Annotated in this window: 13 protein-coding genes; 6 read left to right on the top strand and 7 right to left on the bottom strand. The window is 61.7% G+C overall.

Annotated elements, in window-relative coordinates:
- The first annotated feature begins 29 nt into the window (after positions 1-29).
- Positions 30-215, top strand: coding sequence for a hypothetical protein (locus tag NKH01_RS15040; protein WP_023717127.1), 186 nt, complete (start codon positions 30-32; stop codon positions 213-215).
- Between the two features lie 112 nt (positions 216-327).
- Positions 328-540 carry an MbcA/ParS/Xre antitoxin family protein gene (locus NKH01_RS15035; RefSeq protein WP_023717126.1) on the top strand — a complete coding sequence of 71 codons (213 nt, stop codon included), beginning with the start codon at positions 328-330 and terminating at the stop codon, positions 538-540.
- 35 nt (positions 541-575) lie between these two features.
- Here NKH01_RS15035 and NKH01_RS15030 read toward each other — a convergent pair whose 3' ends face one another.
- Positions 576-1,388, bottom strand: coding sequence for a MipA/OmpV family protein (locus NKH01_RS15030; RefSeq protein WP_353020810.1), 813 nt, complete (start codon positions 1,386-1,388; stop codon positions 576-578).
- A 198-nt stretch (positions 1,389-1,586) separates the two neighbouring features.
- Positions 1,587-2,492: an alpha/beta hydrolase gene (locus NKH01_RS15025; RefSeq protein ID WP_352481725.1), complete on the bottom strand. Its 906-nt coding sequence runs from the start codon at positions 2,490-2,492 to the stop codon at positions 1,587-1,589.
- A 334-nt stretch (positions 2,493-2,826) separates the two neighbouring features.
- Between NKH01_RS15025 and NKH01_RS15020 the strand changes: the two genes are divergently transcribed.
- Positions 2,827-3,381, top strand: a complete 555-nt coding sequence (locus tag NKH01_RS15020) for an HdeD family acid-resistance protein (RefSeq protein ID WP_023717123.1) — start codon at positions 2,827-2,829, stop codon at positions 3,379-3,381.
- Between the two features lie 2 nt (positions 3,382-3,383).
- Here the strand turns inward: NKH01_RS15020 and NKH01_RS15015 are convergent, their stop codons facing one another.
- Together NKH01_RS15015 and NKH01_RS15010 are read right to left on the bottom strand one after the other, a co-directional pair.
- The gene (locus NKH01_RS15015; RefSeq protein WP_353020807.1) at positions 3,384-4,367 is read right to left on the bottom strand and encodes a bifunctional riboflavin kinase/FAD synthetase; all 984 of its coding nucleotides are present in this window, start codon (positions 4,365-4,367) and stop codon (positions 3,384-3,386) included.
- A gap of 53 nt (positions 4,368-4,420) precedes the next feature.
- Positions 4,421-5,281 carry a TIGR01459 family HAD-type hydrolase gene (locus tag NKH01_RS15010; RefSeq protein WP_353020805.1) on the bottom strand — a complete coding sequence of 287 codons (861 nt, stop codon included), beginning with the start codon at positions 5,279-5,281 and terminating at the stop codon, positions 4,421-4,423.
- 338 nt (positions 5,282-5,619) lie between these two features.
- Here NKH01_RS15010 and NKH01_RS15005 point away from each other — a divergent pair, with 338 nt between their 5' ends.
- On the top strand, positions 5,620-7,587 hold the full coding sequence (locus NKH01_RS15005; protein WP_353020803.1) for a pilus assembly protein TadG-related protein: 1,968 nt from the start codon (positions 5,620-5,622) through the stop codon (positions 7,585-7,587).
- Between the two features lie 122 nt (positions 7,588-7,709).
- Complete coding sequence (locus tag NKH01_RS15000; RefSeq protein ID WP_023717119.1) at positions 7,710-8,342, top strand: LysE family translocator; 633 nt, start codon at positions 7,710-7,712, stop codon at positions 8,340-8,342.
- 6 nt (positions 8,343-8,348) lie between these two features.
- Here NKH01_RS15000 and NKH01_RS14995 read toward each other — a convergent pair whose 3' ends face one another.
- Both NKH01_RS14995 and NKH01_RS14990 read right to left on the bottom strand, forming a co-directional pair.
- Positions 8,349-9,173, bottom strand: coding sequence for a DUF2189 domain-containing protein (locus NKH01_RS14995; protein ID WP_353020801.1), 825 nt, complete (start codon positions 9,171-9,173; stop codon positions 8,349-8,351).
- A gap of 143 nt (positions 9,174-9,316) precedes the next feature.
- Positions 9,317-10,021, bottom strand: a complete 705-nt coding sequence (locus tag NKH01_RS14990; protein WP_352481729.1) for a glutathione S-transferase family protein — start codon at positions 10,019-10,021, stop codon at positions 9,317-9,319.
- A gap of 107 nt (positions 10,022-10,128) precedes the next feature.
- Here NKH01_RS14990 and NKH01_RS14985 point away from each other — a divergent pair, with 107 nt between their 5' ends.
- Positions 10,129-10,494, top strand: coding sequence for a winged helix-turn-helix transcriptional regulator (locus tag NKH01_RS14985; protein WP_352481730.1), 366 nt, complete (start codon positions 10,129-10,131; stop codon positions 10,492-10,494).
- A 483-nt stretch (positions 10,495-10,977) separates the two neighbouring features.
- Here NKH01_RS14985 and NKH01_RS14980 read toward each other — a convergent pair whose 3' ends face one another.
- Positions 10,978-11,676, bottom strand: coding sequence for a superoxide dismutase (locus tag NKH01_RS14980; protein WP_084642425.1), 699 nt, complete (start codon positions 11,674-11,676; stop codon positions 10,978-10,980).
- Positions 11,677-11,741: the final 65 nt, after the last annotated feature.

The following is an 11,741-nucleotide window of genomic DNA, read 5'->3' as shown; positions in this document are numbered from 1 at the left end:
CGTTGCCCGTCGGCAAAAGAGCCCGGGCGTTGAACTATCATGATCTGGAAAAAGCGCGAGAGGCCGCGCGCAAGATTCCCGGCGGCTCCGGCGGCGGTCAAGCCGCCCGGAACACCGGGCCTGTAATTCGTATCGCAGTCGCGAGAAGGCGCGAAAAGCTCGTCATGGCTGGGCTTTTAACTGAGACAGGCGATGTTGAAAAGCCCGAACTCTGATGCTTCCGCTAGGAGCGTACACCAATTGCGCCTATGTTTGTCGGTAGATGGCGTCGAGAGACCAGCATCTTCGGTTTGCATTTCACAGTTTAGCGCGCTGGAAGGACGGAATGTGACCCTGACGACTACCGAGTCCGCCTTGCGACTTGAACGCATTTCAACGATGGCGAATCGCGTTTTTGGCAACCATGAAAAGGCGCAACGCTGGCTGCGTAAGCGAAGTCGGGTTCTCAACGACGCGCCCATCGATCTCCTTCAGTCTGCAACAGGTGCCACGCTTGTGGAAGAGGAACTCAACCGGATCGGCTACGGCATAGTCGTCTGAGCTTTGCGGCTCTCCGTCGTACACAACCCGCCCGCTCACATCGAGAAATCGAAGCGATAGGTCGTCGACACGCCGATCATGAACTGATCCCTGGAGCCCCGCTCCTTGACCAGGCTGGAATCGGCGGCCGGGCCCATCAGGCGGGAATATTCGCCGAACAGACTGGCCGTCATCGGCTCGGTCACCTTCCAGGTCACCGCGCCGCCCAGGCCCGCAGATTTCACCCCGCCGCCTGGATGATATTCGCTGAGCCCCGAGGCCAGTGACTCCTTGGCATCAACGCCATAATAGGCGTCGAAATAGTCCGATGAGGCGAATGAAACGCGCGGCCCGCCGGAAATCCTGACGTCGGGCGTCACATCGTAAAAGGCGTCGGCGGCGATGTCGGCGACAAAGCCGTTATGGGCGCGAATGCCGTGCCGCAATTCGGCGCGGGCACGCAGCCAATCCAAAGGATAGAATTCGAAGAAGCCGCCAGCCTCGCCGCCCCAGCGCACCGGGTCGAGACCCTTCAATTCGTCGGCGTCACCACCATCGCGGGAAAACAGGAACTTGCCTGTCAGGCCGGCGCGGACGCCGCCATCGTCGATCAATGCCAATGAGATATTGTCGTTGCGCGAGTTGAAGCGCGCCGCGGGACCAGCCTTGCCGAGCGAGATGATCGGCGAGGCGCTGAGCAGGTACTTCTTGCCGCCCTCGAAATTCGGCGCGACCATGCCGGTGGCGCCGACCGTCAGGTACCAGTCTCCGGACAGCCAGCCGAAGGTGCCGTCGCCGGCCTTGGCAACGCCGCAGGTGCCGAGCATGAATGCGGCCAAGACCGTCGGGATCGTCGGGACTGACCGCATCGTTACTCCATACGTCGAACGCATTGGCCGATACAACCAGCCTTCATCCAAGCCATGGCGCCATTTCGGTAAAATTTGACTTAATATCCGTAACATTGGCGGCGCTGGCCCTGTTTTCCGCATAGCAACGATCGTATTGGCGCACCAAGATCCCAGATCAAGACGTCTGGAATGCGCCAGCAGTTGCCTCGGCAAGGGTTATAAATACTCGTGGACAAACATGCCCGCGCTGTGAAGAGCGCGGCGACCGGCACTCAACCGCGCATTCCAAACCGGCCAAGCGTGAATCATATGCGGCCAAATTTCGAGACGTACTTTGACGTCAGTCGCGCCAGCGGCTTCCGCGAGCCGAGTTGCGTCCGACAACAGCGTCTCGGCCGAACCGACTTGTATAAGCATTGGGGGAAATCCGCTCAGATCGGCGAACAACGGCGAGATCAGGGGATCGCGCCGACCAACGCCATTGGGAACATAGGCGGTTGCCAGTTCCTCCAAATACGCCCGGTGGATGATGGGGTCGATTGCGTCCTTGGTTGATAGTGTCGCGCCGGACATCGAAAGGTCCGTCCAGGGCGAAACCAGCCAAAGACATCGCGGCAACGGCTCGCCTGCCGCGCGCAATATACTGACCAGGCACAGGGTGAGGTTGCCGCCCGCACTGTCTCCGCCAACCACGATGCGATCCGGCGCGATCCCTTGCCGCCTCAGAAAGCGCCATGCGGTGAGTGCGTCTTCATGTTGCGCAGGGAAAGGATGTTCCGGTGCGCGTCGATAGTCGATCGCGAGAGTGCGCATTCCCATTGCCCGACCTGCCTCTGTCACCATTCGACGATGACTTTTAGGAGAGCCGGAGCAGTAGCCACCACCGTGGAAAAACAGCAGAACCTTATCCCTGTCACTCCCAGGCGCCAGGGACCACTCTCCCTCGAGGCCATCGAAAACCACATCCTCGCATCGGATGTCCTCGGCAATCGGCCACACCGAACCAACCTCGTCGAGCCGTGCCCGGCGTTCGTCCCAGCGGACCGTTCGTGGCTTTGAGGTCAACAACCTGCGGACGGCGTTGATCTCCGTCAGATCGAGGTGTTCGTCCACGTCGCCCATTTTGCTTCCCTAGCCTCATCAAGCGTAGAAAACGGCGTACAGCAGCACGTCATCGATAAAGGGCCAATGCCAGCGCTGGGGATTTTTCGTTACACTTGCGTCATGGCGAATACACGAGACGGCGGGTCGCCCCTAAACCCACTCGTCATCTTTAGCACTCCCCTCGCATATGGTCGAATATTCCATCTGATATTTGGCCTCTTCGGGACAAAGCGGAAGTGTGGCAAGCGGATCGCTCGGGGCGTGGCGCTCGCAGCCTGCTCGCTGGACGGGCAAGGCGATCGGCGCTACCTTCCGGAACAAAGAAGCTAGGCAACCTTGAGGGAGAAGGGTGATGACACTGCACGGCGACGCCTTGAAAGACGCCATTGGCCAGACGCGGGCGAAGTGGGGATGGTTCGTCGCGCTTGGGGTGCTGCTGCTTGTCTTCGGCGGCATCGCTTTCGGCAATCTGTTCATCGCAACCGTCGCCTCCGTCTTTGTCGTGGGCTGGCTGATGCTGATGGCCGGCGTTGTCGAGATCATCCATGCCTTCGGCGTGAAGACATGGGGCCGCTTCTTCTATTGGCTGCTCAGCGGCCTCCTCTACGCCGTCGCCGGCTTCTTCGCCTTCGACAATCCGGTCCTCGCCTCGACGGTGCTAACCTTCCTCCTGGCAGTCGCACTCCTTGCTTCAGGCGTGCTCAGGGCCTGGGTCGGCTACAGCCACCGGCCGCAGCCGGGCTGGGGCTGGGTGGTCGCGGCCGGCATCATCAGCGCGCTGGCGGGACTGGTCATCGCCATGGGCTGGCCGGTCAACAGCGTGTGGGTGCTCGGCCTGTTCCTGGCCGTCGACCTGATTTTCCAAGGCTGGACCTTCATTGCCGTCGGCTTGGCGCTGAAAAAGTAGATTCAGAAAGCCATGGCCGCGTCGAGCTCGGAAAGCGGGCGGACGCCGGCAAGCAGTGCCCTTGCCTCGGCCTCATCGCGCTTCATCTGGGTGACCAGCGCGTCAAGCCCGTCGAACTTCACCTCCGAGCGCAGATAACCGAAGAAGGACACGGCACAAATCTCGCCGTAGAGGTCGCCGGAAAAGTCGAAGATGAAGGTCTCCAGCAGCGGCGCGCCATTGTCGTCGACCGTCGGCCGGCGGCCGAAGCTGGCGACGCCATCATGAAGCGAGCCGTCGGCGCGGCGGAAGCGAACTGCGTAAATCCCTTCCTTCAGGGTGGCTTCTGGCGAAAGCCTCATGTTTGCGGTCGGAAAGCCGAGTGTCCGGCCGAGCTGCTGGCCGCCGATCACCTCCGCCTCAACGGTGAAACGGTAGCCGAGCAGGCCGGCGGCCTCGGCCACATTGCCCTCGCACAGCAGCGTGCGAATGCGGCTCGACGACACCACCTCGGCGCTTTCGTCGCGAAAGGCATCGACCAGCGTGACGCCGAAGCCATGGCGCTCGCCGGCCGCCATCAGATAGGCCGGGCCGCCTTGGCGGTCCTTGCCGAAATGGAAATCGAAGCCGGTGACGGCGTGGCTTATGCCGAGGTTGCGCTCGAGCACGCCGGTGACGAAAGCCTCCGCCGACAAGGAGGCGAACTCGCGTGTGAACGGCTGCTCGACCAGCGCCGCAAAGCCCAGATGCGACAGCAGCCGCGCCTTCATCGGCGGCGGCGTCAGCACGAACAGCGGCATGTCCGGCCTGAACACTTTTCGCGGATGCGGCACGAAGGTCAGCACCAGGGCAGGTACGCCGCGACGCTCCGCTTCGGCGCGCGCGCGTTCGAGCACCGCCTGGTGGCCGCGGTGGACGCCGTCGAAATTGCCGATCGCCACCACGCCGCCACGCAGATGGGCCGGCAGCGGTGCGGTTGCGGAAATGCGTTCGAACATTGCCGTCATAGCTTGAACCTATTGCAGTCTGGGCTTGAACCTATTGCAGTCTGGGCCTGAACTTATTGCAGTCTGGGAATCACCGCGACCGGCTTGTAGCCGTATTTTTCGAGAAAGGCCGCGAGCCTGGCCGGGTCTGGCTGCAGCGCTTCACCGTAATCGCGGGCATGGATGCCGCCCGATACGTAGAGCACGTCGAAGCCATTATCGGCCGCGCCCTTGATGTCGGTCATCATGCCGTCGCCGATGGCCAGAACTTGCGAACGCTCGACCGTGCGGCCGAGAATGACGGCGATCTCTTTCATGGCGACCTCATAGACCGGCGCATAAGGTTTCCCGGCGATCAGCGTGCGCCCGCCAAGCTGCGCGTATTCGCGGGCCAAAGCCCCTGCGCACCAGATCATGCGTTCGCCGCGCTCGACGACGATGTCGGGATTGGCGCAGATGAAGGGCAGGTTCCTGGCACGCAGCCGCCGCAGAAGATCGGCATAATCTTCCGGCTTTTCCACCTCGTCATTGAACAAGCCGGTGCAGACCACGCCGGATGCTTCGAACTCCTCGACAAGCTCGACGTCGAGACCATCATAGAGCGTGAAATCTCGATCGGCGCCTATATGGAAGATCTTTCGCGGCCCGTCGGCGATCAGGTCGCGGGTCACGTCGCCGGACGTCACGACACGATCGTAGGCGGCGGAAGGAACACCGATAGCGTTCATCTGCGCCACCACGTCGGCGCTGCGGCGCGGCGAATTGGTGATCAGCACGACAGGTATTTTCGCCGCGCGAGCAGTGATCAGCGCGGCAGCAGCCGCGGGGAAATGCCATTCGCCATTGTGCACCACGCCCCAGACATCGCACAGGATGGCTGAATAGGCTCCCGACAGGTCTGCGAGCGAACCGATGATGTCGGGCGAATCCGCCATGCCGTTGTCCCTGTACCATGATGCTTGCAAGCGCCGCGACCGACGGTCCGTAGCGGCCGGCCCGGATTAACCGAAGCGCTTCGCTCTGTCACCAGCTTTCGTTGTGCCCGCAAGATTGCCGCCCGAGGCGCCGGCGGGGAAGTGATGGCGAAAGCTTTTCTTTTCCAGCGCCTTATTCCGCTTTTAGGGACTTTGCCGAGGGGAGCGCGGAGCGGCATTGCCGATTGCGGACGTGTGGTTAACGGGGATTGAAAAACCGTACCGACCTTGGACGTATTTTAGCAATCGGAAATTTAAAAATGCGTGGCATCGTCCGGGAAAAATAGGGCGGGGCGGGAATGCTGAAGGCAATAATCGGAAAATTCCGACACGACAGACGTGGCAACTACTCCTTAATGACTGCAATCACCATTGTGCCGCTGATGGCCGGTCTGGCGCTCAGTGTCGATTACGGGGAGTTGCTGCGCCAAAAGCACGAAACGCTGAACGCACTTGATGCGGCCGGCCTCGCCGCCGCCCAGCAGATCGTCGCCGGCGCCAGCGACGACGACGTCAAGGCCTACGCCAAAACATTTTTCGAAACCAATCTCGCACGCATCGACCCGGCGAACACAGCGCTGACCGTCACGCTGCCCAACAACAATGCCGGTGGCGGCACCTTGAAGCTCTGCGCCAGCCTCACCTTCTACCCCTATTTTCTCCCGGCCGCCAGCCTGCTGATTGGCGGCACGGCAAGCGACACGACCTTCACCGAATGTTCGGAACTCCGCCTCAAGAACACCCTCGAAGTCGCGCTTGTGCTGGATAATTCCGGCTCAATGACCGATCTCGGCTCCGGCACCGGCGAAAAGCGAATAGACCTGCTGAAGTCGGCCGCCAAGCAGCTTGTCGATACGCTGGCGCTTCAGGCGCAGCAGATGAAGCAGATCACCAAACCGGTGCAGTTCTCGCTCGTGCCGTTCGCGGCCTCGGTCAATGTCGGCCCTACCCACGACCAGGACGGCTGGATGGATCAGGACGGCATCTCCCCGATCCAGCATGAAGATTTCGACTGGACGACGATGAGTGCAGCCAACAATCCGGACAAATATGCCGAGAAGCTCAATGGCATCTGGTACAAGCGCGGCACCGGCTGGGGCGAGACCAAGGACCAGCCGCTGACGCGTTTCAGCCTCTACGCCGACATGACGGTCGAATCGGGCCGCGAAGAGGTACCCAATTCGAAGCAATATGTCTGCGACACATACAAGAAGAACGGCACCTGCCAGTACGGCCATTGGAGCGCACCGGAATATATTTATACGACGAGCCGCTATGCGAGCTGGCAGGGTTGCGTCGAGGCACGGCCATATCCCTACAATGTCGACGACACCACGCCCGACACAGCCGCGCCGGCCACGCTTTTCGTGCCGATGTTTGCCCCGGATGAGGCTGGCACTCTGTGGCTCGATTTCAACCGTGACGGCATCAACGACGTCATCAGCACGTCTTACAATTACGGCAACAACTGGTGGGCCGATTGGCCCTATGTCGCCGGTCCCACCGCTTCGCAGCGACAGTCTGACATGCGCAAATATTTCCTGGTAAAACCGTACGGTTCGCAATCCGCAGCCGCGGGCGATGGGCCGAATTCCTCCTGCACCACCAACCCGATCACGCCGTTGAAGGACGTCAGCCAGGACGCCGAGAAGCAGGAGATCAAGGACGCCATCGACGCCATGGCGCCGAACGGCAATACCAACGTACCGGAGGGACTTGCCTGGGGCTGGCGAACGGTATCGAGCAACCCACCGTTCACCGATGGCCGGCCGAACAGCGAGAGGGGCAACGACAAGGTGGTCGTGGTGCTGACCGACGGAGCCAATACCTATAGCGCCGTCAGCGACGGCAGCTACGCCAACAACAGGTCGACCTACGCCGCCTACGGCTACACTGGCCTGACCTATCCGGGATCTGGAAGCGTGACCCGCCTGTTCATGAATACCAGCACCGATATCGGCAAGACGACCTATACCGGTGCCAACTACACGGCAGCACTCGACGAGCAGATGAAAACGCTCTGCGCCAATGCAAAGAATTCGAACATTCTGGTGATGACGGTGGCGCTCGACCTGTCGCCCACAGATGCCGGCGACAAGAAGGCGATCGATGCGCTGAAGGCGTGTTCCTCGGATTCGCGCTTCCGCAAGGATCCGGCCGACCCGAGCAAGCCGGCCAAGCTGTTCTGGAATGCGACGGGCGCGACGCTGTCCGACAATTTCAAGGAAATCGCCAACGAATTGTCGAACCTGCGCATCGTCGGCTGAAGGCGATGGGATTGGCGACGTAAAGGCAGAGGGGCGCAGCGCGCTGGCGCAAAGGCTCCTGCCCTCATGCCCTTGCGGGTGGGGGAAGCATGTGGTGAGTGTCCCTATCCGGAGATACGCTCTTGCCTGAACCCGCCAACCATCTCGCCTTCGCGCTGGTCTGCCTCGGCATGGTGCTGACGCCCGGCCCGAACATGATCTATCTGATCTCGCGCTCGCTGTCGCAAGGGCCGAAGGCCGGGCTGATTTCGCTGGGCGGCGTGGCGCTCGGTTTTTTATTCTACGTGCTGTCGGCGGCGTTCGGTATCACCGCGCTGCTGCTCGCGGTGCCCTTCGCCTATGACGTGCTGCGCCTTGCCGGCGCGCTTTATCTGCTGTGGCTTGCCTGGCAAGCGGTGAAGCCCGGCGGGCGCTCGCCCTTCCAGATCCGCGAACTGCCTAAGGACAGGCCGCGCAGGCTGTTCGCCATGGGCCTGATGACCAACCTGCTCAACCCGAAGGTGGCAGTGCTCTATCTGTCGCTGCTGCCGCAGTTCATCAGCCCCGGCAAGGGCCACGTGCTGTCGCAGCTTCTGGTGCTCGGTGCCACGCAGGTCGCCATCAGCCTGACCGTCAACGCCATCATCGCGGTGACGGCCGGCTCGATCGCCATCTTCCTCGCCGGGCGGCCGCTATGGCTGGTGATCCAGCGCTGGATGATGGGCACGGTGCTGACCGCGCTGGCCGTCAAGATGGCAACCGATGCGCAACGCTGATCGGGCCTACATCGGCCGTCTGACCTGCTGTGCCCGCTCCGGTTCGACCACCCTGCGGTAGAGATGCCAGGTCGCGTGGCCAAGGACGGGCATGACGACGGCAAGCCCGGCAAATAGCGGGATCGAGCCGATGACCAGGAGCACGGTGACCATCAGGCCCCACAGCGCCATCTGCAGCGGGTTTGTCATAACTGCGCGCGCCGACGTCTCGACTGCCGAGACCGCGCCGACATCGCGGTCGAGCAGCAGCGGAAAGGCGACGACAGTCGTCGCCAGCACGATCGCGGCGAAGGCGAACCCGGCCAGGTTGCCGAGCAGGATCAGTGTCCAGCCCTTGCTGGTCGTCAGCACCTCGCGAACAAAGCCGACGATAGAGGTCGGAGGCTGATTGCCGTACAGGCTGGTGTAGATCGATTGCGCGGTGAACAGCCAGAGCAGGAACAGTACCAGCAGCATGATGCCGATGACCGCAATCGCGGGCAGCGCCGGCGAGTGGCGCACGTCGAGCGCATGCCACCAGGATGTATCCATGCCGAACTCGCGCCGACGGCTGATTTCGTAAAGGCCGATAGCGGCGAACGGACCGACCAAAGCGAAGCCGGACATCAGCGGATAGATGAGCTGGATGGCATTCGAGCCCGACGTCCACTGCGTCAGGATCAGGCCGACCACCGGATAGATCAGGCACAGGAACACATAATGCGACGGCTTGGCCCAGAAATCCTCTACGCCGAGACGGAGCGCATCGATCAGATCCTCGGTGCTGATGCGGCGCACCGTGGGCTGTACATGCATTCCACGCGCGTCCGCCATGACATGAAAGCCGGCCATAACCTTTCTCCCGTGTGTCGGGGCGGTCACCGCCAGGATGGCCGCCCGCAGCTGCCACTTCAAGAACGGCGATATGATAGCCGATCTCGGCGCGCTTGTCGCCACCACCCGGCGCCGGGGCGCCGGGCGGCTGAACGAACAGATTAGGCCGCGAAGCGATCGATCACCTCGGCCAGCCGCACGTGACCGAGGCAAGCGCCTGACCCGGCCGGCTTTTCACCATCCTCGATGGCCTGCGCAAATCGCACGTCCGGATCGCTTTCGATCCGGCGGCGCAACGCCGCCAGCTTGGGATAAGCTGCGCCGTCGACCGCCTTGTGGAACTCCGCCCAGCGCGCCACGCCGATCAGCGTGGTATCGGCAAGCGTCAGCCGGTCGCCGACCAGGAAATCCGTGTCGAGGATCATCGCCTCGAGCTGGTCATGGCGGTTGGTAACGACCTTGCGGCCAAAGTCACGCAAGGTTGCCAGCAGCACCGGCTCGGCCGATTCCATTTCATATGCGGCCCAGAGCGGGGTGAAAGCGGCGGTGAAGCCGGTGTTCACGAAAGCCATCAGCTGGTGCATCCGGTCGGCTTCCGGCGAGCGAGGCTCAAAGCTGATACGACGTTGCGTATCGCGGGCTTCGAGCCAAGCGGCAATCGCCATGGTCTCGGTGAGCACCCTGCCTTCGTCGGTGATCAACACCGGCGTTTCCTGACGGCCGTTGATGCTGGCATAGGCGTCGTTCTTCATTTCAGTGAGCATGTCGACTCGACACAGGCGGTAGGGCTGTCCGACGCGTTCAAATGCAGCGACGAGCCCCATCGAACTTCCCAGCGGGAAGCCATAAAGGAGGATAGGTTCCATTTCTTTGTCTCTTCCATAATTTAGGGATTACGCTGCGCAGCGAAACTTGACCCTAAACGCTGGTCGCCCCATGTAAATTACGCACTATTCTGTAACCAGGTCCCCCCATGAAAGATGTCGTCTCACGCTGCCCGATCGAAGAGACCATGCGTGTGCTCAGCGGTCGCTGGCCCACCTTGCTGCTCTACTATCTCAAGGACGGCACCAAGCGCTTCAGCGATCTGAGGCGTGACAACCCGACCGTGTCGCACCGCATTCTGGCTCTCGAACTGCGCAAGCTGGAGGACGCCGGGATTGTGCGGCGAACGGCGCATGCCGGCTATCCGCTACGCGTGGATTACGACCTCACGACGCCCGGTCTCAAGCTTGTGCCGCTCATCGAGGCCTTGGGCAGATGGTGGGAACATACCGGGGACGACCGGGTCGGCCAGGCTCCACCGATGCCGGAAACGAGGCTAGACACAGCGGCCTAGCCGATCGTGAAAATCTGACGCTTGCTATCCGAGGCTGGACAACCGCTTTGGATAGGATCCGGCCGAATATCGGAATGCACGGACAGCGCCAGAAGCTGTCATTGCCGAGCAGATACTCTAACGTCGCGTTTGGGCCGGAAGCGGAGATCCGCTTTCGGGATGATTGGGCCAAAAAGCTGACCTTCGCGTCCAGCATAGCGTGGGCTGGTTTGCGCCACTTGCGGACCTTTGCCAATGATGCCGCGAAGGTCGCGTCTCGGACCCGTTGCTGCCCTTCGGTCACAGCTTGGGGCATATCAAAGGTGTGAACACGACAGACAAGCCAGTCGCGGAAATTGGCAACCGGGATGTCTGAACCGAAGGCGCTACCCCAGCCGGCGAACCGCTCGGTATTCGCGCGAGACGCTGAAAAAAACAGCTGTGACCACGAACGCGGCCGGCTGCTGCGGCTGAAGGGACGAGGCGTCGCGATCTGCGGCCCCCTCAGCCGGTCGACTTCTTGAAGTTGGCGAGGGCCTTGTCCCAGTTCACCACGCGCCACCATTCCTTGAGGTAGTCGGCGCGGCGGTTCTGATACTTGAGATAATAGGCGTGTTCCCAGACGTCGACGCCAATCACCGGACGCGCCCCTAGCTCGAGCGGCGTGTCCTGGTTGGCTGTGCTGACGATGTCGAGCTTCTTGTCCTTGTTCACGACAAGCCATACCCAGCCGGAGCCAAAGCGGCCAAGGCCAACCGCCGTGAGCTTTTCGGTCAGGCCCGCATAGCTGCCGAAGGTGCTGCTTATGGCGGCGTTGAGGTCGCCACCGGGCTGGTTGGGGCCCCCGGGAGTCATCAGCTCCCAGAAGTGAGTGTGATTCCAATGTCCCCCAAGATTGTTGCGCACGCCTTCCGGGACCTTGCCCAGATCTGCCAGAATAGCCTCCATCGGCGTGCTGGCGAGCTCGGGCCAAAGCGGCACGAGTTGATTGCAGGCATTCACATAAGCGGCGTGATGGCGGTCGTGATGGATCATCATCGTGGTCGCGTCGATGTGCGGCTCTAATGCGTTGTTCGCGTAGCCGAGCGGTGGGAGCTTGAAGGGTTGGGTCTCCTGCGCAAAGGCCGCGGCGCCCAACAGGGTTGTGTTGGCTGCCGCGGCCGATGCTCCTGCGAGAAATAGAAGACTCTGACGCCTGTTCATGGTGTAGCTCCGGGTGAAAGTGGAACGCCAATGCTGCATGCTGTTCGTTTACGAGGTGTCGCGAC

Origin of the sequence: Mesorhizobium sp. M1403 (assembly GCF_040317695.1) — a bacterium.
In the GTDB taxonomy this organism is placed as follows: Bacteria; Pseudomonadota; Alphaproteobacteria; order Rhizobiales; family Rhizobiaceae; genus Mesorhizobium.
This window is presented reverse-complemented; position numbering and strand designations above follow the sequence as displayed.